Here is a 22175-nt window from a genome sequence, read left to right as displayed (position 1 = left end):
CCCGAGCGGCGTCGCCCCGCCGTCGTCCCCTCGAGCGCTCGGCTCAGCGGATGTAGCGATTGACGATGTTCTCGTACAGCTCTTGCTGACCGCTCGTGAGCTTGACCTCGCCGCCGGCGTTGCCGATCTCGGCCAGCTGCTCCAGCGTGAGCTTCCCCTGCTCGAAGTCCGCGCCCTTGCCGTTGTCGAACGACGCGTAACGGGCCTTGCGCATCGACTCGAGCGGCGACTTGCGGATCAGGTCGTCGGCGATGATGAGCGCGCGGGCGAACACGTCCATGCCGCCGATGTGGCCGTGGAAGGTGTCGATGAGATCCGTCGAGTTGCGGCGGCGCTTGGCGTCGAAGTTCACGCCGCCGCCCTGGAACCCACCGCTGCGGAGCAGGATGAGCATCATCTCCACGGTCTCGTTGATGTTGTAGGGGAACTGGTCGGTGTCCCACGCGTTCTGGTAGTCGCCGCGGTTCGCGTCGATGCTGCCGAGCATGCCGGCGTCGGCGGCCACCTGCATCTCGTGCTCCATGGTGTGGCCGGCGAGCGTCGCGTGGTTCGTCTCCAGGTTGAGCTTGAAGTCCTTGTCCAGGCCGTGCTGACGCAGGAACCCGATCACGGTCTCGGCGTCGAAGTCGTACTGGTGCTTGGAGGGCTCCATCGGCTTCGGCTCGATGAAGAACGTCCCCTTGAAGCCGCGCGAGCGCGCGTAGTCGCGCGCCAGGGTCAGGAAGCGAGCGAAGTGGTCCTTCTCGCGCTTCATGTCCGTGTTCAGCAGGCTCATGTAACCCTCGCGGCCGCCCCAGAACACGTAGTTCTCGCCGTTCAGCGCGATGGTGGCGTCGAGGGCGTCCTTGAGCTGGGCGCCGGCGTAGGCCACCACGGCGAAATCCGGGTTCGTGGAGGCGCCGTTCATGTAGCGCGGGTTGGAGAACAGGTTCGCCGTGCCCCACAGGAGCTTGATCCCCGACTGCGCCTGCTTCTGCTTGGCGTACTCGACGATGCTCTGGAGGCGGCGCGACGTCTCGGCGCGGCTGTCGCCCTCTTCCACGAGGTCGATGTCATGAAAGCAGTAGTGCGTCGCGCCGAGCTTGGTGATGAACTCGAAGCTCGCGTCCATCTTCATGCGAGCGCGGGCCAGCGCGTCCTTGCCCTCGTCCCAGGGGAAGTTGATCGTCCCCGGCCCGAACGGGTCGTGTCCGCGACCACAGAACGTGTGCCAGTAACACACCGCAAACTTGAAGTGATCCTTCATCGCCTTGCCGGCGACGACGCGGTTCGCGTCGTACCACTTGAAGGCGAGGGGGTTGTCGGACTCGGGCCCCTCGTAGGGGATCTTGCCGACACCGGGGAAATACTCTTTGTCTCCAATTACAACGGTCATGACCGGATCTCCAGCTCGTGGTTTGCGTGTGCCTTCGTTCGGAGGGGGCTCTCGGCGGCGGGGCCGGCGAGGTGAGCCCAAGGGCTCTGACCTCGGGGCCAGGGGGGAGTCAGGTTCGCCACGCCCAGGTTGGGCCTTTCAAGCACGTGAGCTTCTCGTGGCTTCGACTCTCCTCACGCCAGGCGAACCACCGACGCGCGTCAATTCGCGTCAATTGCACGCGTAGTGGAATTCCGGCTAGCAGTAACATGGTGACGGGTCGGTGGCTAGGGTCGGCGCCGGCATCTCCGCCGTTGACCGAAGCTAGCTGAGCCGGGGGCCGCCCGCAGCCGTCACGCCAAACGATTCCGGCGATGCTGTAGGGCCGCGCACCTCCACGGCGAGCCGCCGCCCGCTCGCCGCAGGAACAACGCAGGCGGCCCCCGATGGAGCGCAGTGTAAGACAGGTGCGCCTCGACGCCGGGCCGGCGCGAGGCGGAGACCTGGTGATGGCGGCGGCGGTCAGCGGTCGACGCGGTAAATCGCGTCTTGCGCTATCACGAAGACGTGGCTCTCGTCGACCGAGAGCCCATCGGCGAGGAAGAAGCCCGACGCTGTCCTTCGAGCGCCCGTGCCGTCCGTCTTCACCTGCCACAGCTCGACGCAGCCAAAGCCTTGAAGCCAGTAGACGGTATCACCGCTCACGGCGATGGCGGAGGGCGTGGGATCCCCGTTCGGGACCCTTTCGATGTCGTGGAGGACGTCGATGGCGGCTGCGCCGTCGCGCCACCGGTTGACCGTGTGGAGGCTGTGGTCGGTCCAGAAGACGCTCTCGCCCGCCGCCGCCATCGGCCCGCCGAAGAACACCTCCGCGAGCGGCTCACGGGTGCCGCCTTCGCGCGGCACCCGCTCGAGCTGGGTCGTCTGGAAGTCGAGCCAGTACAGCGCGCCGTCGTGGCTGATCATGCCGAGCGGGTGGCCGCTCGGCACCAGCACCTCGGGGGCGCTGCCGCCGGCCAGAGCGACCTTCCAGATCGCCTGCGGGTCGCCCTGATCGTAGTAGGCGTTCGTGTCGTCGAGCGCGAGCATGCGAGGAGGGAGGATGTCCTCCGCGAGCACGGTCGAGGCGCTCAGGTTCGTCGCCGGCGCGGCGAGCAGGCGCACGTTGCGTTGCGAGCTCAGCTCTTCGGTCCAGACGAGGGTGTCGCCGACCATGGAGTGCCATCCGCTGGGCAAGTCCCCGAGCGTCTCCGCGGGGCCGCCGGCGACCGGCACGCGCCGGAGCTGGTAGTCCGCGTCGAAGTACACATACTCCCCCGAGAGCGCGCTCCCTCCGACGGACTCGATCCAATTGAGATCGTCGTCGCGAAACAGCGCCATGACGCCGCCAGGGCCGACCTCGCCGGGCTTGAGGTCGAGGGTCACGCATTCCCACGGCCCGCCTCCGCCCTGCGCGCCGGCGCCGCCGCCCCCGTCCGCGCTCCCGCCTTCCCCTTGCGCGCCTCCGGCGCCCCCCTCCCCGCCCGTTCCGCCCGGCGGATCGCCCCCCTCGGACCCGCACCCCAAAAGCGCAAGCGCCACCATCACGGCGCCCGCAGCCGCTGCCGCGGTCTGCTGCATCGACACGACCATGTTCACCTCACCTGCCGTGGTGTACGGCAATCGCCTCAGGACACTTCCCCGCACCGGCGAATACACACAGCGTACCAGCCACCCAGCCGCGTCCCGATCTCGACACCGCCTTCCGCGCGCACCGCTGCCGGAGCTGCGAGCGGCAGGAAGGCTCGCGATGGACGGCGCCCTCGGTTCGTGACGGCGCAGGATCCCCCCTCGCGAGGGCCGGCAGGCCCACGGCGAGGAGCCATCATCTCAGCTCAGCCGAGCCCGAGCTTCTCCAGCGCCGGCGCGAGCCGCTCCTTGTAGGTTCGCTGGCAGAGCAGCGCGAGCCGGACCTCGCCGAGGAGCCCGAGCGTCGCCCGCTCGGGCTCGGGCCAGCGGTCGAGCGACCGGTCCTCCGCCGGGACGCGCGCGAGGACCTGCTCGGCGCGATCGAGGTGCCCGCGCACGAGCCGGCCCGTGAACCCGCGCCACGCGGCCCGCTTCGCCGGGGGGAGATCGCGGAGCTTGCGCGCGACGAGCTCGGGGCCGAAGGCCTCGTGCTCCGCCTCGTCGCCCGCGATCGCGGCGAGCACGGCGCGCGTGACCGGGTGGTCGGCGCGGGCCTCGAGATCCTGGAGGTAGCCGACCGAGAACGCCTCGGCGATCAGGAAGAGCGAGATGGCGCTCGCGAGCACGCGCTCATCGAGCGGGACCTCGCGCAGGTCCGCGAGCGGCGCGGCGACGTCGCGGGGCGCGGGCGCGCGGCCCCCGAGCGCCGCGCACATGCGGCCGCACAGCTCGGCGTGGCGGATCTCCTCCTCGATGGTCTCCGCGACGGCGCGGGAGACGTCGAGAGGCTCGCCCGCCGCGAGGGCCTCGCCGAGGAAGCGCGTCGCGATCTGGATGGACTGGTACTCGGTGCGAACACGGTCGGCCCAGACGAGGCGCGCCTGCTCGACGAGCGCGGGCGGCAGCGCGCCCGGATCGAGGGCGGCGAAATCGATGGCGGAGTCGGTCGGCGTCGGGCGCATGATCTACCTTCGCGGGGGTCTCGGGTTGCACAGGATGGCACAACTGGGGCCTGGTGAACGTCGGCGGTTTGCGCTGCTTCCGGGCCCGTCGAGCCCACATGGCAAAGAAAGGACCAGCGCCACGGCACAGTGCTCGGCTGGCACATCATGTGCTGCTGACGAAGATGACGAAGAGATGCACCATCGAACGAGCTTACCTCTCCTCGTCTCCCTCATGACGTTCCTCGTCTCCCTCGCCGCGTGCAACGTCGAGATCATCGACGGCGGCGGCACCGGCGGCGCCGGCGGCAGTGGCACAGGTGGCATTGGCGGCACCGGTGGCATTGGCGGTACCGGCGGCATTGGCGGAACCGGCGGCATTGGCGGCACCGGTGGCACCGGTGGCACCGGTGGCATTGGCGGCACCGGTGGCACCGGTGGCATTGGCGGCACCGGTGGCACCGGTGGCACCGGTGGCATTGGCGGCACCGGTGGCACCGGTGGCATTGGCGGCACCGGTGGCACCGGTGGCGTTGGCGGCACCGGTGGTACCGGTGGCATTGGCGGCACCGGTGGCACCGGCGGCACCGGCGGCACCGGCGGCGGGCCTAGCTGTCATCCGTACACGACGGAGGTCTTCGCGTGCGCCGACCTCGACCTCCCGGAGGTGGATCCCTCGAGCTCTCCTCGCACGTTCGCGTTCTCCGGCACGGTGACGGCCGTACGCCCACCCGGCCCGGACGAGCCGTGCACGCGTCGATGGACAAAGATCGCACACGGCACGCCCGAGGTCATGATCGACCTCGCGGACGAGGCCGGGAATGCGCTCACCGTGGGCTTCGCGGTCCCGGGCTTCTCGTCCAGCGCCGTCGCTGTGGGCGACGCGCTCGACGTCGACTTCTTCGCCTCCGAGTTCGTGGATTGGGACCTGGAATCGCGCACCCGCATTCGCCTCGAGCGAGACGGAGCGCTCGTCGTCGGCGTGGGAGAGAACGAGCCCCTCGGGCTCACCCTCCGCGACGGCGAGCGTGAGTGCTACCGCGAGGAGGATGACGTCTGCGGTTACGGGAGGCTCGGGATGTCCGTGTCGGCCGGCGACGGGCCCGCGGTCTCGATCCCGACCGGAAAGAGCGCCGAGGTCGGCGCGCTGACCGTCACCAACCATCGCTATTTCAGGCACTACGACCTCACCGGAGACTGCAACTTCGGCCTCTCGGTCGAGTACGTCGTCAGCGCCACGTCTACGCCCTGAGCGCCCGCCCCGCACCGCCCCGTCGCCCACGAGGACGCCGCGCGTGACCAGGGGGTCCGGCGTCGGCTGGCGTCTGGCGCATGATCCACCTTCGCGGACGGGTGGTGGCCCAACTCGCCCCGGAGTGATTCACATGAAGGCGGGAAGATCATTGATCTTTTCTTCCCACCTTCCCGCCTTCATGTTCAAATCCGGCCACCACCCGCGGACGCGCCGAGTTGCTCAAGATGGCACAGTGAGGACCCGGCCCGCCTCGGCCTTTCGTGGACCTTCGGGCCGGTCATCCCTGCTGAATCGCACGGGAAAGACCAGCGCCAGCGGCACAGTGCCCGGATTGGCACATGGTGTGCTCCCGGTGAAGGGATGCACCATCGAACCAGCTTGCCTCTCCTTGCCTCCCTCATGACATTCCTCGTCAGCCTCGCCGCGTGCAGCGTCGAGATCAACGGCGGTGACGGCACCACCGGCACCACCGGCACCGGCACCACCGGCACCGGCGGCAGCGACCCAGGCGGCACCGGCGCCGGCACCGGCGCTGGCACCGGTGGCACCGATGGCACCGGTGGCACCGGTGGCACCGGCGGCACCGGCGGCACCGGCGGCACCGGCGGCACCGGCGCCGGCGGCGGGCCTGCCTGTGAGGCGCACGCGCCCAGGGTCTTCGCGTGCGCCGACGTCGACCTCCCGGCACGGGAGGGGGAGGGCTCGAGCGTGCCGTGGACCCTCGCGTTCTCCGGCACGGTGACGGCCGTGCGCCCGCCCGCCCAGGGCGAGCCCTGCGCGCTCCGCTGGAGCGCGATCGGACGCACCGCGCCCGAGGTCATGATCGACCTCGCCGACGAGGCCGGGAAGGCGCTCACCCTGGGCTTCACGGTCCCGGGCTTCGCGGCGAGCGCCGTCGCCGTCGGCGACACCCTCGACGTCGACTACTCTTATGCTGAAGCGACGGATTGGCAGGAGCACGTCACCGGAGTCCGCGTCGAGCGCGACGGAGAGCTCGTGGTCGCCGTGGGCGAGAACGATCCCATCGGCCTCTCCATCGCCCAGGGCGAGCCAGCCTGTTACAGCGAGGATGGGCTGTGCGGCTACGAGGAGCTCGCGATGACCGTGGAGGCCGACGGCGAGCCCGCCGTCTCGATCGCGAACGGCGAGAGCGCCGAGGTCGGCGGGCTGACCGTCACCAACGAGCGCTATCTCAAGAACTACGACATCAGCGGCGGCTGCAACTTCGGCCTCGCGGTCGAGTACATCGTCGGCGCCGCGCCCGCGCCCTGAGCGCCCGCCCCGCGCTCGGGGCACGGGCGAGCCGTGCGCGCGTCAGCTCCCGGGAATCCCGGGCGCGGCGAGCGCCCGCGCCTTTGCGAACAGATCGGGGCGCGCCAGGTCGTGGGACCAGCCTTCCGGGTACGAGGCGACCGCCGAGGGGCGGCCCCGCACGCGGCGCTCGTAGGCGTCGAGCGCCGGATGGCCGGCGAGCGACAGCCCGCGCCGCTGCATGTAGGCGAGCACGGGGTAGAACGCGCAGTCGGCGAGCGAGAAGGCGTCCGACGCGATGAACCGTGTCCTCTGGGCCCGCGCCTCCCACAGCGCGAGCTCGCGCTCCACGCCCGAGAGCGCGCCCGCGATGGCCGCTCGCCGGTCCGGCGACAGGGCGTCCGGGCCGGCCTCGAAGAGGCTCTCCAGCGGGTCGTAGACGCACGCGGTGGCCTCGGACTCCTGCGCCCAGGCGAGCGCGCGGGCGAGCGCGCCGGGCTCGGCGGGCGGCGGGAGGAGCGGCGGGTCGGGATACCGCATCTCCAGGTACGTGAGGATCGCCAGCGACTCGTTCATGACGGTGCCGTCGGGCTCGACGAGCACCGGGGCCTGGCCCCGCGGGTTGAGGGCCAGGAACTCCGCGGCGCGCGTCTCGCGGGGCTCGCGCATCACGCGCAGGCGGCGGGGCTCGAAGGCGAGGCCCTTCTCGCGAACGGCGAGGAGCACGCGCCAGCTCGAGATCGAGCCGTTCACGAAATACACCGCCCGCTGCGCGCTCATCGGTCGCCTCCGGGCCCCTGCAACGTGCGAAAATTGAGCGCCTCGAAGCCCGCGCGGTACGCGGCGGCGTCGAAGTCGGCGTCGATGTTCTCGGCGCGGAAGAGCTGGAGCATCCGCTCTGCCTCGGCGCGCTCCGCGGCCTCCCGCTCCGGCTCGGCGAGCGCGGCCCGGGCCCGGGCGCGCGCCTCGGCCTCGGCGCGATCCGCGGTGGGCGCGCCGACGCCCCAGACAGCCCCGGTCGCCGGATCGTGAAACGTGCCGATATGCCGGAAGGTGAGCGAGATCCGCGACGCTTGGTCGTCGCCCTCCGCGTCGCCCTCCTGCCGGATGGCGTGATAGAAGCGGCGGTTGGTCTCCAGGTCCATGACGAGCAGCGAGCCGTGCGGCAAAGGGACCTTCTGGACGGCATCCCCTTCGGCGGCGCGCTTGGGCCGGAGCACCATGGTGCGCTGTCGCCCGAGCGAGACGTTCACGATGAACGACGGGCGCACGAGGTCGAGCGTCTTGTCGGAGTGCTCGCTGATCCAGTCGCGCCCGGTGCGGTAGAGCTGGAGCAAGCAGTGGTTGAGCGGGTGCCCGACGCGGCGCTCGACCTCCCTGCGGATGCGGTCGACGGCGGGGGTGAAGGCGCCGAGCTCCGGTTGCTCGTCGACCGGGTGACGGTAGAGCGGCACGGCGCCGTCGGGCGCGCGCTCGCCCTGGATCGCGACGAGGCGCGGCACCTCCCCGCCGCGGTGGAGCATCGTGGTCCACGCGACCTCGCGCTCGACGGCCTCGAAGGCGCCCGCGCCGCCATCGATGCGCTCGTCGAGGGCGCCGCACCACAGCGCCGTCCCGCCCGCGCCGATGCCGGCGACGCACACCGGCCCGGGCCCGTCCGAGAGCACGTCGGCCCAGCGGCGGCGCCGGGCGCCGAGGCCCTCGATCTCGCGCAGCGCCGCGGCGTGCTTGCCCGCGGTGCTCGCCGCGGTCGCGTCCTCGAGGACCTCGACCTCGAAGCCGAGCCGGCGCGCGTCGCGGGCGGCGGCGAGGACGCACACGTTGGTCGCGACGCCGCACAGGACCACCGCGGTCACGCCCGCCTCCTCGAGCCGGGCGCGCAGGTCGGTGTCGCGGAAGGGCGAGTACCAGCGCTTCTCGACGTGCAAGTCCGCGGCCCCCGCCGGGCGCTCGGCGCGCACCGGGGCGAGCGCCGGGAACAGCTCGGCGCCCCACGTGCCGCGGGCGCAGCACGCGCCGTCGGTGTGGGTCTGCCCGCGGAGCGCGTCCGGGGCCGCTTCGATCTCGCCGTAGGCCGAGGTCACCCACACCACGGCGCGCCCCTGCGCGCGCGCGGCGCGCACCAGCCAGGCCACGCTCTGGGCGAGCTGATGCGGATCGCAGTGCCGCTTCGAGAACGCGCCCCCCTCCGCGAGGAAGTCGTTCTGCATGTCGATGACGAGCAACGCCGTGCGCGCCGGGTCGTTGGGGTGTGGCCGCTCTCTCACGTCCTTGACCTCCTGGTATCACCTCCTCGGTCGGTCGACCAAGCGCCGCGGCGCGCGACGCGCCGCGAGGCGGCCGCGTCGACGCGCGGAGGCTCGGTGAAGCCACCGGCGCTCTCCTGGAGGGCAGCTCGCGGAGGGCAGCTCGCGTCGGCGCTTGCGGCCTCATCAGGGCGCGATTCGATGAAAAAGCGCCCCCGCCGGACTCCCGGTTCGGCTACACCCACGAGGGATCCCGATCGAACCCCCCGCGCCTGGCCGCACGGCCCCCGTGCGGCGCGCCTTTGGCTCACCACCCTGAGGAGGTCTGAACATGGCTCACGTACTGGCAAGGCTCACCGGCGCCACGCTCGAGGACGTCAAGCAGCAGCTGGCGGCCGACGCGGCCAGCCACGCTGAACAGGGGATGCACCTGGAGCACGTCTGGACGAACGACGACGATCCCAACGACATCCTGTTCCTCCTCCGGGTCGACGACCTGAGCCACTGCAAGCAGCTCATCAGCAGGGTCCACACCGAGATCCACCGGGACGACCCGAGCGCCAAGCTGCCCCACATGACGTTCCTGAAGGAGGCGTGAGCGGTCACTCCCCCTCACGGCACGCGCACGCGCAGGAGGAGGGGCCCTCCGTGAGCGTCCCGTCGGAGCCCCAGATGCAATATCTCCAGCCCACGGGGCTGAGGCCGCAGACGCCATCGAAGCGATGGAGCTCGACGGTCCCGCCGACCTGGCGAATCAGGAGCGGCAGGCCGTCCTCCTGCCCGCACTCCACGCTTCCGGGGCATCCGCCGGGGCGCGCTGGAGCGTCCGAGAGGACGGTGCGCTTCGGCTCGTCGTATCTCCCTGCTTCATCCCTTGGTCCCTCCGCAGCTGACGCACGCGCGGGCGCCCTGCCCGCGATGCGTTTCCCAGCGGTGCACGAGGCGAGCCGGGCAACAACGAACGACCCCCGGCGCTTTCCTGCGAACGGATCGGTTATCGCCGAGTTGCAACGTGCTCGGCGCCCTGGCCACTCCGCCCCATCCTGCTCCTCGTCAATGGTCGTTGACGATTAGGCCTGACCGGCGCTGGGAGAGGCGAGCAATGACGTGGCGCGCCGGGGGCGCGTCAGCCCTCGCCCGAGAGCACCGAGGCGATCGCGGCGCGCCGCCCGCGCGGCCGCCCCGCCGCGTCGGCGTGGGCCATGTCGAGGGCGGCCAGCACCGTCGAGAGCGTCGTCTGATCCAGCACCGACGACGCCTCGATGGCGTGGAGGTCCTCTCCCACGAAGTTCTTGGGGCAAGCGTCGATGACCGGCAGCGCGCGCCCGCCCGACGGCGCGAACCGGATGGGCAGGCCGTGCGTGCGGCAGATGAGCGGCCGGGCCGCGTAGAGCGCGCACCTCCCCTCCCCGTCGAGCGCCGGGCACACGCCGGGATCGCCCGCTCGCGCGCGGCCGGCGAGCGCCGCGCGATCGGCCTCGGGGAGCGCCGCGAGCGCCTCGCGGAGGGCGTCGGCCTCGATCGACGTCACCGAGAACCGCCGCCGGCAGCAGTCGCTGCACCCCGTCGCGCACGCCATCCGCCCGCCGTGGCGCGCGCTCGCGTTCGCGAAGAACGCGTCGACCTTGGCGAAGAGCTCGCGGAGGCGATCGAGCGGCCGGGGAGTCACGCGCCGGGTTCTAGCACCCGAGCCCCCCGGCGCCCTCGCCAGGGACAGGGAATCGTCCGGCTGGGACAAGGGCCGCGCCGGCTGGGACAAGGGCCGCGCCGGCTGGGACAAGGGCCGCGCCGGCTGGGACAAGGGCCCAGGCCGGACACGACCGAGGGAGCTGCTGCCAGGGACATGGACGCCGGCGCCAGGGACACGAGCGAGCGGGCCAGGGACACCGCGGCCGCTGGCAGGGACGCGGGGGGACGTGCCGGGGACACCCGGGCGGGCGATCCCGTGTCCCCGGCGCGGCCAGGAGAGCGCACGATCGCCCCGGCCCCGCCGCCCAGGAGCGCCGGGCGGGACCGAGGCAGCGCGCTCGGGCGACCTCGCCCCTGCTTCAGGGATCGATGCGGAACGGATAGCCGTCCATCGCCACCACGATCGGCTCGGCGCCCGGCGCGCCGCGCGGGCGGACGGCGAGCACGTGCGCCCCGGCGTCGTCGAGCGCGGGAGGATCGCGGTAACTGAACTCCTCGCGGCGCACCTCCCCCTGCGCGTTCAGGGTTTCGCATTCCCATCCAACGACGACGCCGTTGTGGCGCTTCTCCCGGAGGTCGCGCAACCGGAGCAGCACGACTTCGGGGGAGCTCGCAGCGCGGCGCAGCGCGCGGAGCTTCGACCAGGTCTCGCCCACCAGCTTGACGCCCAGCACCAGCAGGACGGCGGCGAACCCCGCGCTCCCCGCCGCGATCAGCAGCCGCGGTGTCCTCAGGGCGGGCTCCGCGCTCGTCATCAGCTCGCCTCCGCTCCTACGCACCTCGATGTCCGGCAACACCCCCGGCGCCCAGGCGACCAGGTAGCTCACCTCCTGCTCCTCGCCGTCGGCGCGAAAGCTCACGACCACATCGGTGAGATAGTCGTCGGTCCAGGCGGTGTGGCCGTGAGGCGCCACCGAGACGAGGCCGTCGACGGCGACCGGCTCCGCGGCGGCCCAGCGGCCCGGCTGCGCGAGCACGTCGCGCGCGATCTGGACCGCGCCCACGCCGGCGATCGCCATCAGCGCGCCGTTGAGCGGCGCCAGGAGGACCACGCTCGCGAGGGCGATCAGGAGATAGCGCGGCCGGAGGCGCAGCGCGCCCCGGTCGAGGCCCCGCCAGAGCTCCGCGAGCGGCAGGGCGGCCGCGGCCCGCCGCGCGGCCTGCGCGTCGGCGCGGCGGATGACGAAGCCCAGGAACCCGACCGCGAAGCACATCGCGGCGAGGCCGAGCAAGGTCCAGGCATCGACGCGCGCCTTGCGCGGACCGTCCCCGAGCGACAGCACGAGCGCGTCCTCGTCGGCCGCCTCGGGCAGCCCCCGGTCCACCAGCAAGGAGCGCTGTTGGCCCGTCGGCGCGTCGAAGGCGCCCGTGAGCGGCTGGCCGGGCGGCGGACACAGCGGCCCGTCCGCGCTCACCAGGGCCACGACCTCGCCGAGCGAGGGCGCGAGCAGACGACCGTACCGCGTGCCCGCGAGCTCCACGCTCCCTTCGCACGAGAACTGCGCGTCGGTCAGCTCCACCCACACAGCCTCCGTCCGGGCGCGGCGCAGCGCCTCCGCCGCGCTGAGCCGCACCGGCGCGTCGCCGAACGCCGCCACCCGCTGCCACGCCCGGACCGAGAGCACGCCGAGCGTGACGCCGGCGATCAGCCCGAGCGCGACGCCGATCCAGGGCCGCCGCTTCAAGCCTCCCGCGATGCTGTTGCTGACGTCGCTCACGCCGATGCTCCTCCGAGGGTGGCAGGCGCGCCGGCCAGGACCGCCGCGCTGTATCGGGGCGCAGCGGCCTCGGCTGGGCGCTCGTTTCAGCAGTTGAGCCGGATGCGCTCCCCGAGCAGCTTCACGTCGCCGTTGGCCTCGACCCGCACGTCGCCGCGCCGGGCGCTGAGCCGCTGCTCGCGCGCCTCGCTGACCAGATCGCCCTCGCTGCGCAGCGCCGTGTCGCCGCCGCTGTGCAGATCGATGCCCTCGCGGGCGTGGATGGCCACGCGCTCGGCCGCGAACTGCAGAACGCCGGCCACGGCGATCGAGAGACCGCTGCCGAGGACCAGCATCGGCCCCTCGGGCCGCAGCTCGATCCGCAGCGGCTCCGCGCCGGCGCGATCGACCAGCCGGATGCACGAGCCGTGATCGCTGCACTCCACCGTCAGGCGGTAGTCGTCGACGGGGATCGCGCGCACCGGGTGGCGCTCGCTCGGATCGCTCATGAGAGACCAGGAGGTCGCAAGGGGAGCCCGAAGTCAAGGGCCGCGCGGCGCGCTCGCTGGGGCGCCTTGGGAGGTGCGCGTCGTCAGAGGGCGGGATTTGGAGGAGGTTCGCGCCCAGCGGCCGCGTCTCGGCGCCGCTGGCGCGCCACGCATGCTGCGTGGTTCTCCCTGGCCTCCCGCAGAGCCATGGCGTCGCGAAGCGCACCGATGGCCTTTGCGCGCCGCCTGTAAAGCGTAGAGACAGGTATCCCTACGTCTTCGGCTATTTGGACCATCGAGACTCCGTTGAGATCGTGGGCGACGAGCACGAAGCGCAGCTGCGGATCGAGGTCGTTCACGGCCTCGATGGCACCGGCCGTCATGTCGCTGCGCTCCATCACAGCAGCGGCGTCGGGCGCCGGATCGAGCACGTCGATCACATCGACCAACTCCTCCCTGCGGTGCTGCGCGCGCTCGCGGTAGTGCGAGGCGACGTGTACGGTGATCGCATTCAACCAGTGTTCCGGCCTGCCTCGCTTCGGATCGAACGTGGGCCAGCTCTCCCAGGCGCTCAGCCAGACTTGGCCTGCGACGTCGCCGCGATGGCATAGAGGGACGCCCAGCCTCTCCAGCCAGCGCAGCACCGCACGAACCAGCGTCGGGCAAAACAGGCGCGCGTGCGCGGCTGCGCGCTCGTCTTCATTGGACTGACGAGACATGGCTCAACCACCCCGGGCATTCTCCGTGCTACCGGCGTCACGGCGTGCTTCGCTGTTGATGGGCAGCCGAAGGTTCAGCGAAGCTGCCTGAGCATCCCTTCGCGCTCCTCGGCGAGCCTCCCTCGCGGGAACTCCCGCGCGTGGGCATCGAGCAGCTGGCGAGCCTCGAGGTCCGCCTCCGCGGTGTGGGCCTCGAGGGCCCTGCGGGCGCGGGTGATCAAGCTCCTCTCGCGCGCGCTGATGGGTGATGGCACGGAGGTCGCGGGGGGCGAGGCACGACGAGCTGTCGCGCTCGAGGGCGCGGATGTCGCGCTCGCTCCAGCGCCAGCCTGCCTGTCGCGTCGATCCTCGGAGAGAGGCGCCCTGTCCTTCCCTGAGGACACAGCGGTCGGCGTCCCCGCCTGCTCGCCGCGCGGCTCCGCCGGGAGCGGCACCGGGGCCTGCCCAGTCAGCTCAGTCCAGCGGCTACCGACCGCCGATCTCAACCACGACTCCAGGCCCGACGGCGACGTGACCGCGGCGACGATCGCGCTCGTGAGCGCGAAGGTCGCGCCCTGAACCAAGACCCTCAGGCTCCAGCGGCCCAGGGAGCTGATCCACCCCTGGCGACGGTAGAGCCCGAGCGGAGCGACACAGGCAGCGTCGTCCCATCCGCGCGAGCGTTGCTTCGCTCTCCAGCGTTGCGTCGCCGCCTCCAGCTGCTCGCGTGCGCGACGGTGCTGCGTCTTCACGGCCTCGGGGTGGAGACCCAGCTCCGCGGCGATCTGGGCGAGCGGGATGCCCTCGAGGTCGTGCTTGATCAAGACGTCCCGGTATTTCCGGTCGACCTGGCCAATGAGGCGGCGCATCAGCTCTTCCCGCTGCCGAGTGCGGAGGAGCTCCTCTGGCGTCGGGCACTCGGCTCGGATCTCGTGCTCGTCGAACGACGTCAGAACCTCTCTCCGGCGTCGCGCATCGCGCACATGATTGCGAGCCTGGTTGCACGCGATCGTGACACGGTACGGCGCTGCATCCCCGCCCGGCTCGATCCTCTGATCCGCTTCCAACCCGCGCAGGAGCGCGTCTTGCGCTACGTCGTCGGCGTTTCGCACAGGCACACCGCAACGCCTCGCGATGCGACGGAAGAGCTCGAAGCTGCGCGAGATGCCCGATGGCTTGCCCACGCCGGTAGCACACCTGAGGGGGGCCTTCGGGGTCAGCAAAGTGCACGGACGAGATCAGTTTGGTCGGACAGTGTAGCACAACATGCCACACGCTGTCGGGCTACAAGATCACCGACTCACGGAACAGATGGGCCCTTCCGTCATCCGGCCACAAATTCTCGCCCACAGCGCGGCATTGCGGCGTTTTGTGCCGATTGACGCAGAGCGCCTGGCGTAAGTACCGTCCCTGGATGGGTTGCCGTGTGCACCTGCTTCTCATTTTGCTGGCGCTTGGCGCCTTGACGGGCTTGACCCGTGAGGCCGGCGCAGAGGAACAGCACCCGTCGCAGGGGCGGAGCGACGGTTCCACGACAAAGGACCATGTTCGCCGTGGCCGGCGAGCGCGCGACGCGGGACGGTGGACCGACGCGTATGCCGCGTACAAGGCGGCCTTCGAGGCAGCGGCCCCGGCGTCCAGCACGGAGCGAGAGCGCGCGGAGATCGCCGGCGAGCTCGGCCTCTGTGAGCTCGCGCTGCGCAAGTACCGCGACGCGGCCGAGCACCTGGCGTGGAGCCTCGAGCAGCGTGAAACGCTGCCGGTTGCGCTGCAGAAACGATTGGAGGAGGGGCAGCGCAAGGCGGCGCCGCACGTCGCGAAGCTCTATCTCTCGATCAATCCGCCGGACGCCGAGGTGCTCGTCGACGGCAAGCCGATCGGCCGCACCGCACGGACCTACGCGCTGTTCTTCGAGCCCGGCCAGCACATGGTGCGGGCCCGGGCTCCGGGGCGCGAGGAGGCGTTTCAGTCGTTCGGCGCCGTCGCCGGAACGGAGTACAACATCTCGATGCAACTGCCGCGCGCGGCGTTGAGCAGCTCCAAAGAGGACTCGGCGGCATCACGGAAGGAAGCGCCGAGGGCCGCGAGCGCCTCGCCCGCGTCTCACGGAAGGCACGTTCCTGCCAGCCCGTGGGCTTCCTGGCCAGGGGCGCTGCGCGTCGCGGGGATCGCCGTCACCACGGGCACGGTGCTCGGGGGCGGCGTCTTCATGATCAGGGCCAGCAAGCTCGATGGCGATCTGCGCGAGCGACGAGATGGCCTCACGCGTGATTCGACGTCGAGCTCGTCCATGTGCTGGCAAGCGCCGCCAGACTCCCCGTGTGCTGACCTGGTCCGCCTGCGAGACGCGCGCAACCTCTCCGCCGGCGTGGGGACTGCGCTGGTCATCACCGGTGGTGTGATCGGGGCGCTGACCGCGGCGTCGTTCTTCATCGACTCCTCTTTCCTGGGGCTCGCGCCGACTCAGGATCGGATCCACGTCGCGCCCATGGCGACCGGGCGAGAGACCGGCGTGTGGATCGGGGGCCTGTGGTGAGGAGCCGAGGCGCTGAGGGGATTCGTTCGCAGGAAGGCCGGAGCGCTGCGACGTCCGCCGTGGCCGTCGCCCTCTGCGCGTGGAGCGCGGCGAGCACACTGACAGCGTGCGCTTACACCGACCTTTGCTGGGAGGTGGCGGCGTGCGCCCCTGATCCGGAGCCTCCGCCCGACCGTTGCGCAGGAGAGCCCGGCAAGGCGCCGGCGCTCGACGAGTGCGGGGTGTTCGTCAGCGAACAGGGCAATGACGAGAACCCCGGCACGAAGGGCGCGCCGGTCAAGACCTTGCAGCACGCGGTCGGGCTCGCCGCGAGCGGTCGAGGCGGTGGCGAGGCGCCGACCCGGCGCGTGTACGCTTGCGGCGGCGCGTTCGAGGAGGCGATCACGCTGCCCGCGGGGGTCGACCTGTGGGGGGGTCGCCTGTGTGACGGCGGCGAGTGGTCGTATGGATGGTCGTTCGACGGGCCGAATCAGCTGACCACCATCGCGCCGCCGGTGGGGGTGCCGCTGCGGGTGCTCCAGGGAGAGGACACGTCGACGGTCTTCGGCGTGCGCGTCGTGGCGACCGATGGGTCCGCGATCGACGACAAATCGTCGATCGCGATGATCTTGAGCCAGGGGGCCAAGGCGATCGTGCGATCGAGCGAGATCATCGCGGGCGACGGCAAGGACGGGGAAGCGGGAGAGGACGCGCCGAGCGTCCGCGCGCACGACGGGGTGATGGGCAATGAAGGCGCCAACGCTTGCACCGCTGAGTTCACGCCGGGTGCGCTGCCGGTCGTGACGGTGTGCGACGATGGCACCGAGTCCATCGGGGGGTACGGAGGCTACGGGGGGATCGAGTCGGGAGGCGACGGCTCTTCAGGGCAGCCGGCCCCTATGGAGAATGATGAGGATTGGGGGCGTGCAGGCAGCGGCGCGGGGAGCGCGCCTTGCAAGGATGGCGAAGCCGGCAAGCAGGGTCTCGACGGCGGCCGAGCTGACGGCGCGGTCGGTGTCGGCCACCTCGGCATTGATGGCTGGATCGGCGTCCGGGGGGAGGACGGAAAGCGGGGCGGCGTCGGCCAAGGAGGGGGCGGCGGTGGCGGCAGCAAGTCGCGAGGAGACACGGGCGCGTGTCCCATGGGCGGAGCCCAGGGAGGCGCGGCCGGCGGCTCAGGGGGGAGCGGCGGCTGCGGTGGGCGCGGCGGCCGAGGCGGCGGCTACGGGGGCGCGAGCATCGGGATCGTTGCACTGCAGGGGAGCGCGCTGACGGTCGAGGCCAGCAAGGTTCTTGCGGGCACCGGTGGCCGCGGGGGCGTCGGCGGCACGGGCCAGCCGGGCGGTTACGGTCAATCAGGTGAACACGGTGGGCACACCCTCGTGATGGGCATGTGGGAAGGTTGCCGCGGAGGCTGGGGAGGTAATGGAGGGCGCGGAGGCGATGCTGGTGGTGGCCTCGGTGGTCCGTCGTTCGGCATCGCCTCCGTGGGCGCATCCGTGGCGCTTGCGCTCGATGCGACCGTCTTGCCCGGAACACCTGGGGAGGGCGGCCTCGCAGGCAATGCGGCCCCCGATGACAAGAGAGGTTCAGGCGAGGCGGGGCAAGCGACGTTCTGGTACAGGTTCGATGCCCCCGACCCGGAGTCACCTCGATGAACCGCCGTGCGTTACCTCAGGATACTCCCATGAAAAAGACGACCGCCGCTGCCCTATCCATCCTGCTGTCACCGTGGGCGACCGGCTGCGGAACGGCACCGGACGTGAATGATCCTGCCGGAACGCCTTGCGTTGGACCCTCCTGCCAGGGCGAGCCGCCGCCGGAGTCGGTCTGCCTTGAGCACCTCGCCGCCGACATCCTCGATGACGGCTGCGGCGTGTTCGTCGCCGGGCTCGCCGGCGGGGGCGACGACAAGAACCCCGGCACGAAGGCGGAGCCGGTCTTCTCCGTGCAACGTGCGGTCGATCTCGCGCGCCGCGGACGGGGGCGCGTGTTCATCTGCAGCGACGGCTTCGAGGGCAACGTGAGGTTGCCCTCCGGCGTGGATCTGTTCGGGGGATTCAACTGCTGGCTCTGGCATCGCGATCACGACAACAAGGTATCCTTCCTTCAGGTGAGAACGAACTCCGACCCCGTGGTGACGGTCGAGCCGGCAGGCTCGAGCGACACGGGAGCCGCAGACGGGGTGTCGACGCTCGCCGACCTGCGCATGTGGGCGGCTGACAAGATCGCGGTGCTCGTTCAGTCCAACACCGTGGTGGAGATCCTCCGAAGCGAGATCAAGGCAACCTACGGATGGGCAGGCAGCAAGGGCGAGGCGTGGCCCGGGCTGAACCGCGCGGCGGACGGCGCCCATGGCATGTACGGCGGCGACGCGTGCTCGGCGGAGACCGTACCTGGCGGCCCGGCCGTGGTGAACCCGTGCGAGGGCGGAATCCCGAGCGTCGGCGGCAAGGGAGGCGACGGGCTTCCCGACGGCGCTGGCGACGGCGACGACGGGCAACCGCGTGCGACGTCCGACCCGGTCAAAGGACGGGGAGGCGACGGCGACGTGACAGGCATCAACTGCGAGCAGGGGTTCGATGGGATGTACGGGGCGGCGGGCGCCATGGGCGCCCCGGGCAAGGGTATCGGGCGCATCACCGAGACCGGGTGGGTGGGCGACAAGGCAGGGGACGGCGGCAGGGGCATGCCGGGCCAGGGCGGCGGCGGCGGCGGCGGGCGCCGCGGCGGGCTCGCCGCGTGCGGCGTGGCCTCCAAGGGAGGTGCAGGCGGCGGCTCTGGAGCGGCCGGGGGCTGCGGCGGCCGAGGCGGTCGAGGAGGCGAGAACGGGGAGCCGACCATCGGCATCGTCGCGCTCCACGCCAAGCTGACCGTGCGCGACACCCTGTTCAGGACGCTCGGCGCGGGTCAGGGCGGCGAGGGAGGGCCGCCCGAGGAAGGAGGCAAAGGCGGCCGAGGAGCGCCGGGCGGCGCCGTGGGGGACGGCACGTGGTCCTGCGAAGGGGGCAACGGTGGCCGAGGCGGCGACGGCGGCTACGGCGGGCCTGGGCGCGGCGGGGATTCGATCGGCGTCGCCTACCTCGACGAGGATCAGCTCACGCTGGAGGGCGTCACCTACGAGCTCGGACCTCCGGGCAAGGGCGGCACCAGCTGGGATTGGGCCGGCAATGCGATCAAGGGGGAGGACGGGATTACCGTCGAGACCCTTCGTTTTCCTGAGTAGGACCGGCGCTCATCAGGCGAACGCTGTGGGCCGTGGCCGGCACGAGCGCTACAGGAGAACCACCGTAACGTGAGCCCGGGAATTTCAGTCGCTGGCGACCGAGGCGGAGCAGCCCGCGCTGCCAGCGCCTCAGGCGACCACGACGATGGCGCTGGCCGTGATTCGAAGGTGCTCGCGGATCGGATATCCGTCGACAAGCAGAACGTCTGAAGCTTGATCAAGTTACCCCTGAGACAGCTCTCATTCGGAGATCTCTAACGAGCAGCCTTCAGCATTATAGGCATATACCGCCTTCACTCGTGGCCTACTTCGGTTCACCCAGCAGGCGACGTTTGCTCTGGGTCAACGCATTCGCCTTGTCCACACCATGAAGCAGCCTATTTGCTTTCGAGGAGATCCATAGCTGATTTAACAACTTGCTTCTTTTCGCAGCCTGGTTCACCGCAGATCCATACGCGGTAACTTCAATTGCATCAGCCAAGCCAATCTTGGTAACCGTAACGTTCCCACAGTCAACTCCGATGCCCATGCCTCGCGGCACTGGAACCCCTTCAGCAACAAGAAATGGTTTAAGCTCGTCTCTAACAGCCTCGATCATGATCATCCCGGCCTCATATGCGCGATTTACACATGTGTTACCGAGCCGACTGGCTAGTGTCACTGCGCTCCGCCTGGAGGATGGCCATCTCGCGGCCGCTCGGCAGGGTCTCATCTGCGCCGAGGGCCATCGCGGGCGTTGCCCCGACGCCGCTCGTTGCGATGGGCATCCTGCCGGCCACCGCCCCTTGCGGCGAGGCGATGGCCATCGTGGACCTGAGCGACTTAGCCCGCGAGGCCGATGAGCCTCGCGGGCTGCACGCCGCCGCTTAGCCGAGCGACGAGGAGAGCGTGAGCGTCTCCGCAACGCGGGCGACCACGTCGCGGTCGACCAGCTTCCGCTTGCGGCGCGCCGATTCCCGCATCGCCGCCGAGGCGAGGCGGTCGATCTCGCGCAGCGAGCCGGACGCGAGCTCATGCAGAGCGGTGAGCGACTCGCGTGAGAAGAGCTCGTGGTCCGCGCCGGCGCCCTTCAGCCGGAAGGCCACGTACTCCGCCGTGTCGTCCACCGTTGCTGGCTCGATCATGAAGCGGTGGTGGATGCGAGTGAGCAGCGAGCGGTGGGAGCGCAGCGCCATCCGGCCCTCCAGCTCCGGAAGGCCGACAAGGACAATCGACAGAAGAGCGCGGCTGTCCCACTCGTGGTTCAAGAGGATATGCAAATGCGCCATCATGTCCGGGTGGAGCAGATGGGCCTCGTCGAGCAGAAACACCGGGTGCACCTGATCCCTGCGCAACTCATGGACATGCCGCTCGACGGCGAGGAACAGGCTCGCGGCGCTCGATGTCGGCTGCAGGCCGAGCGCGTGGCAGAGGTAGCGGTAGAAGTCGCGCCGGCCGAGCGTCGCATTGTGGCAGTAGGTCAGGCGGAAGCCGGCCTGGGGTAGCCGATGCCGCAAGGCCCGTAGCACACACGTTTTGCCGACCCCCGGCTCACCGACGAGGAGCACGCTGGCGCGCTCGAGGAGCGCGGCTTCGAGATCGTCGACGAGCACCTGCTTCGACGTGGGCAGCCACAGCTCGGCATCGTCGAGCTCCTTGGAGAAGGGGGCGGTGCGGAGGCCGAAGAAGCCGAGCTCAGAAGATCGCATCGAGATCCTCCTCTGCGTCGACGTCGACTGCGCCAGCGGCCAGAGCCGCGTCGCGCGCGCTCTTGACGAGCAGGGCGCCGGCTGGGTCGAAGGCGACCGGCTGCCCCGCGGGTGACGCGCCGCTCTGCGTGACGCGGCGCGGAGGCCGCTTGACGTGTGCATTGTGTACCGGGTCGACGAGGCGAAGCGGGATCCGCTGTCCCTCAATCTCGACGACCGGGGCGAGAGGCTCGTCGAGCAGGCAATAGGCGACGGTCACGACACGGCCGGCGAGGTAGCCGTGATCGAGCTCGTAGAGCCGCCCTCGGACGGAGACGGTGGTATCGCGGCGCACGCGCCGACGCTGCCGGAGTGTGAGCGCTTCGCGCAGACGAGCCTCGGAGAGGGGGTCGATCTCGCGCTGCCCGGGCGCGTACACGAGCCCTGGCGCGCGCCCCATCAGACCGGCGTGCGGGGACGGGTGGTAGTGGACGTCGACGAAGGCCTGAATACGAGAGGAGATGTCCTCCAGCGAGGTGATCGAGCCCAGGTGGTCGAGCACGTTTTCTCGAAGCGTCCGCCAGAATCTCTCCATCTTGCCGCGCGCCTGCGGGTCGTAAGGGCGCGCGTGGAGCAGGGTGATTCCGAGGCGCGAGCAGAAGAGGCGCAAGGCATCACCCCGGTAGGTAGCGCCGTTGTCCAGATAAAGCGCGCTTGGAACGCCGTAGAGCCGGAGGGCGCGGACGAGCAGCCGCAACATGGTGTCTTCCTTCTCGTCGCTCTCGACCGAGGTAACCAGGATGAAGCGCGAAGCATCGTCGAGCAAGGCGTGGATTCGGACGGTGACCCTGCGCCCGGCGAGATGGAGTGTGGGGCCGTGACAGACGTCGCCGTGCCAGAGCGCATCGGGGTGGTCGGCTTGCCACTTGAGCCGGGTCGTCGGCCCCTTGCCGTCGCGCTGCGGGATCTTGTCGAGCCCCTCTTGACGGAAGAGGCGGCGCACGGTCGAGGCGCTGACCGTGGCGCACAGCCGTCCGTCGGCGCGGAGCGTGCGCAGGATGAGCGGCACCGAGGCATCCGGGTGCTCCCGCCGGATGTCGCACAAGAGCTGCCGCAGCACGGGGTCGAGCTCGCGGCCGCGCCCGCGGTCGCGACGGGCGCGAGGGCGCAGACCTTCGAGCCCCCGCCGGCGATAGGCATAGAGCCAGCGCTCCAGGGTCGGTATCGAGAAAGAGCGCGTGCACGCGCTCCCGGGCGGACGCAGGCGCTGCATCGAGAGGGTGCGTAGCGCTTGGGCGAGGTCGCCGTGCTCGAGATCACGAGCGCAGATCTGCCCGATGACACCATGGCGGAAAATGGCGATTTCCTCCGCGTGATCTTTGGGTTTGAGGATGTCCACGAACGGTCCTTTCCACGGGTGCGTTTCGACGACCCGTGTGGATCCCGTGCCTCATCTGCCGGCCGCCGTGCCCGATCCTGT

Annotated in this window: 19 protein-coding genes; 6 read left to right on the top strand and 13 right to left on the bottom strand. The window is 70.8% G+C overall.

What is annotated here, in order from left to right; translation table 11 throughout:
- Nucleotides 1–43 precede the first annotated feature (43 nt).
- The 3 genes from xylA to WME98_RS32515 all read right to left on the bottom strand — a co-directional run bounded on the left by xylA (nt 44) and on the right by WME98_RS32515 (nt 3984).
- Entirely contained in the window at nt 44–1375 is a 1332-nt protein-coding gene (gene xylA / locus WME98_RS32525) for a xylose isomerase (protein ID WP_437945579.1), read from the bottom strand.
- A 501-nt stretch (nt 1376–1876) separates the two neighbouring features.
- On the bottom strand, nt 1877–2992 hold the full coding sequence (locus tag WME98_RS32520) for a hypothetical protein (RefSeq protein WP_437945578.1): 1116 nt from the start codon (nt 2990–2992) through the stop codon (nt 1877–1879).
- Nucleotides 2993–3228: 236 nt separating this feature from the next.
- Nucleotides 3229–3984, bottom strand: coding sequence for a ferritin-like domain-containing protein (locus WME98_RS32515; RefSeq protein WP_437945577.1), 756 nt, complete (start codon nt 3982–3984; stop codon nt 3229–3231).
- Nucleotides 3985–4198: 214 nt separating this feature from the next.
- Here WME98_RS32515 and WME98_RS32510 point away from each other — a divergent pair, with 214 nt between their 5' ends.
- Both WME98_RS32510 and WME98_RS32505 read left to right on the top strand, forming a co-directional pair.
- Complete coding sequence (locus WME98_RS32510) at nt 4199–5215, top strand: hypothetical protein (protein WP_437945576.1); 1017 nt, start codon at nt 4199–4201, stop codon at nt 5213–5215.
- 402 nt (nt 5216–5617) lie between these two features.
- Nucleotides 5618–6490, top strand: a complete 873-nt coding sequence (locus WME98_RS32505) for a hypothetical protein (RefSeq protein ID WP_437945575.1) — start codon at nt 5618–5620, stop codon at nt 6488–6490.
- Between the two features lie 42 nt (nt 6491–6532).
- On the opposite strand, the gene WME98_RS32500 is transcribed toward WME98_RS32505, so the two are convergent.
- Together WME98_RS32500 and WME98_RS32495 are read right to left on the bottom strand one after the other, a co-directional pair.
- Nucleotides 6533–7249 carry a glutathione S-transferase family protein gene (locus WME98_RS32500; protein ID WP_437945574.1) on the bottom strand — a complete coding sequence of 239 codons (717 nt, stop codon included), beginning with the start codon at nt 7247–7249 and terminating at the stop codon, nt 6533–6535.
- Nucleotides 7246–8736, bottom strand: coding sequence for an isochorismatase family protein (locus tag WME98_RS32495; RefSeq protein WP_437945573.1), 1491 nt, complete (start codon nt 8734–8736; stop codon nt 7246–7248). Before WME98_RS32495 ends, WME98_RS32500 begins: the two co-directional genes overlap by 4 nt.
- Before the next feature lie 310 nt (nt 8737–9046).
- Here WME98_RS32495 and WME98_RS32490 point away from each other — a divergent pair, with 310 nt between their 5' ends.
- Nucleotides 9047–9313 carry a hypothetical protein gene (locus WME98_RS32490; RefSeq protein ID WP_437945572.1) on the top strand — a complete coding sequence of 89 codons (267 nt, stop codon included), beginning with the start codon at nt 9047–9049 and terminating at the stop codon, nt 9311–9313.
- A gap of 528 nt (nt 9314–9841) precedes the next feature.
- Here the strand turns inward: WME98_RS32490 and WME98_RS32485 are convergent.
- The 5 genes from WME98_RS32485 to WME98_RS32465 form a co-directional block, all read right to left on the bottom strand.
- Nucleotides 9842–10384: a YkgJ family cysteine cluster protein gene (locus tag WME98_RS32485; protein WP_437945571.1), complete on the bottom strand. Its 543-nt coding sequence runs from the start codon at nt 10382–10384 to the stop codon at nt 9842–9844.
- 379 nt (nt 10385–10763) lie between these two features.
- The gene (locus WME98_RS32480) at nt 10764–12122 is read right to left on the bottom strand and encodes a hypothetical protein (RefSeq protein ID WP_437945570.1); all 1359 of its coding nucleotides are present in this window, start codon (nt 12120–12122) and stop codon (nt 10764–10766) included.
- A gap of 86 nt (nt 12123–12208) precedes the next feature.
- Nucleotides 12209–12610, bottom strand: coding sequence for a hypothetical protein (locus tag WME98_RS32475; protein ID WP_437945569.1), 402 nt, complete (start codon nt 12608–12610; stop codon nt 12209–12211).
- 83 nt (nt 12611–12693) lie between these two features.
- Nucleotides 12694–13308: a sigma-70 family RNA polymerase sigma factor gene (locus WME98_RS32470; protein ID WP_437945568.1), complete on the bottom strand. Its 615-nt coding sequence runs from the start codon at nt 13306–13308 to the stop codon at nt 12694–12696.
- Nucleotides 13309–13382: 74 nt separating this feature from the next.
- A complete protein-coding gene (locus WME98_RS32465; protein WP_437954046.1) occupies nt 13383–14399 on the bottom strand; it encodes an RNA polymerase sigma factor in 1017 nt (338 codons plus the stop codon).
- Nucleotides 14400–14701: 302 nt separating this feature from the next.
- Here WME98_RS32465 and WME98_RS32460 point away from each other — a divergent pair, with 302 nt between their 5' ends.
- The 3 genes from WME98_RS32460 to WME98_RS32450 all read left to right on the top strand — a co-directional run bounded on the left by WME98_RS32460 (nt 14702) and on the right by WME98_RS32450 (nt 19028).
- Entirely contained in the window at nt 14702–15823 is a 1122-nt protein-coding gene (locus WME98_RS32460) for a PEGA domain-containing protein (protein ID WP_437954045.1), read from the top strand.
- A 221-nt stretch (nt 15824–16044) separates the two neighbouring features.
- Nucleotides 16045–17460, top strand: a complete 1416-nt coding sequence (locus WME98_RS32455) for a hypothetical protein (protein WP_437945567.1) — start codon at nt 16045–16047, stop codon at nt 17458–17460.
- A gap of 29 nt (nt 17461–17489) precedes the next feature.
- On the top strand, nt 17490–19028 hold the full coding sequence (locus WME98_RS32450) for a hypothetical protein (protein ID WP_437945566.1): 1539 nt from the start codon (nt 17490–17492) through the stop codon (nt 19026–19028).
- A gap of 304 nt (nt 19029–19332) precedes the next feature.
- Here WME98_RS32450 and WME98_RS32445 read toward each other — a convergent pair whose 3' ends face one another.
- The 3 genes from WME98_RS32445 to WME98_RS32435 all read right to left on the bottom strand — a co-directional run bounded on the left by WME98_RS32445 (nt 19333) and on the right by WME98_RS32435 (nt 22094).
- Complete coding sequence (locus WME98_RS32445) at nt 19333–19632, bottom strand: hypothetical protein (protein ID WP_437945565.1); 300 nt, start codon at nt 19630–19632, stop codon at nt 19333–19335.
- 262 nt (nt 19633–19894) lie between these two features.
- Complete coding sequence (locus WME98_RS32440) at nt 19895–20716, bottom strand: ExeA family protein (protein ID WP_437945564.1); 822 nt, start codon at nt 20714–20716, stop codon at nt 19895–19897.
- Nucleotides 20703–22094, bottom strand: a complete 1392-nt coding sequence (locus WME98_RS32435) for a DDE-type integrase/transposase/recombinase (RefSeq protein WP_437945563.1) — start codon at nt 22092–22094, stop codon at nt 20703–20705. Before WME98_RS32435 ends, WME98_RS32440 begins: the two co-directional genes overlap by 14 nt.
- Between the last annotated feature and the right edge of the window lie 81 nt (nt 22095–22175).

The organism is Sorangium sp. So ce296, from assembly GCF_051529605.1.
Classification (GTDB): domain Bacteria; phylum Myxococcota_A; class Polyangia; order Polyangiales; family Polyangiaceae; genus Sorangium; species Sorangium cellulosum_D.
Note: the sequence above shows the minus strand (reverse complement) of the source record. Positions and strands in the feature narration are given on the sequence as shown.

Bases quoted from the DNA above. Each gene is read 5' to 3' on its own strand.
- WME98_RS32475 (WP_437945569.1), bottom strand. From the start codon at position 12,610: ATGAGCGATCCGAGCGAGCGCCACCCGGTGCGCGCGATCCCCGTCGAC.
- WME98_RS32515 (WP_437945577.1), bottom strand. From the start codon at position 3,984: ATGCGCCCGACGCCGACCGACTCCGCCATCGATTTCGCCGCCCTCGAT.
- WME98_RS32510 (WP_437945576.1), top strand. From the start codon at position 4,199: ATGACGTTCCTCGTCTCCCTCGCCGCGTGCAACGTCGAGATCATCGAC.
- WME98_RS32505 (WP_437945575.1), top strand. From the start codon at position 5,618: ATGACATTCCTCGTCAGCCTCGCCGCGTGCAGCGTCGAGATCAACGGC.
- WME98_RS32460 (WP_437954045.1), top strand. From the start codon at position 14,702: ATGGGTTGCCGTGTGCACCTGCTTCTCATTTTGCTGGCGCTTGGCGCC.
- WME98_RS32450 (WP_437945566.1), top strand. From the start codon at position 17,490: ATGAAAAAGACGACCGCCGCTGCCCTATCCATCCTGCTGTCACCGTGG.
- xylA (WP_437945579.1), bottom strand. From the start codon at position 1,375: ATGACCGTTGTAATTGGAGACAAAGAGTATTTCCCCGGTGTCGGCAAG.
- WME98_RS32500 (WP_437945574.1), bottom strand. From the start codon at position 7,249: ATGAGCGCGCAGCGGGCGGTGTATTTCGTGAACGGCTCGATCTCGAGC.
- WME98_RS32490 (WP_437945572.1), top strand. From the start codon at position 9,047: ATGGCTCACGTACTGGCAAGGCTCACCGGCGCCACGCTCGAGGACGTC.
- WME98_RS32470 (WP_437945568.1), bottom strand. From the start codon at position 13,308: ATGTCTCGTCAGTCCAATGAAGACGAGCGCGCAGCCGCGCACGCGCGC.
- WME98_RS32445 (WP_437945565.1), bottom strand. From the start codon at position 19,632: ATGATCATGATCGAGGCTGTTAGAGACGAGCTTAAACCATTTCTTGTT.
- WME98_RS32440 (WP_437945564.1), bottom strand. From the start codon at position 20,716: ATGCGATCTTCTGAGCTCGGCTTCTTCGGCCTCCGCACCGCCCCCTTC.